The sequence below is a fragment of the Malaciobacter halophilus genome (assembly GCF_002837275.1).
In the GTDB taxonomy this organism is placed as follows: domain Bacteria; phylum Campylobacterota; class Campylobacteria; order Campylobacterales; family Arcobacteraceae; genus Malaciobacter; species Malaciobacter halophilus.
This window is the reverse complement of record NZ_NXIF01000070.1, coordinates 1-383: the sequence shown is the minus strand read 5'-3', so window position 1 is coordinate 383 and position 383 is coordinate 1. Positions and strand designations below refer to the sequence as shown.

The 383-nt window shown below is 33.9% G+C and carries 1 protein-coding gene; it reads left to right on the top strand.

The window, feature by feature from the left end; genetic code table 11:
* Nucleotides 1-383: NAD(P)/FAD-dependent oxidoreductase (locus CP960_RS13030; RefSeq protein WP_165777368.1), on the top strand; the 383-nt coding region annotated here is incomplete at both ends.

Here is a 383-nt window from a genome sequence, read left to right as displayed (position 1 = left end):
GCTGTTTTATTAGCTACTGGTTCTGTTCCAAGACGTGCTGGATTTAAAGGAGAAGATGAGTTCTTTGGTAGAGGAATATCAACTTGTGCTACTTGTGATGGATTCTTTTATAAAGGAAAAGAAGTAGCTGTTATTGGTGGTGGAGATTCTGCTTTAGAAGAAGCAGTTTATTTATCAAAGATTTGTAGTAAGGTTTATTTAGTTCACAGAAGAGATACTTATAGAGCAGCACCTAGTACAATAGAGCATATGAAAAATACACAAAACATTGAAGAAGTAACTAATGTAGATGTAGAAGAGGTATATGGAGATATGTCAGGTGTTACAGGATTAAAAGTTAAAAGTAAGATTGATGGAGCTATTAAAGATTTAGAAGTACCTGG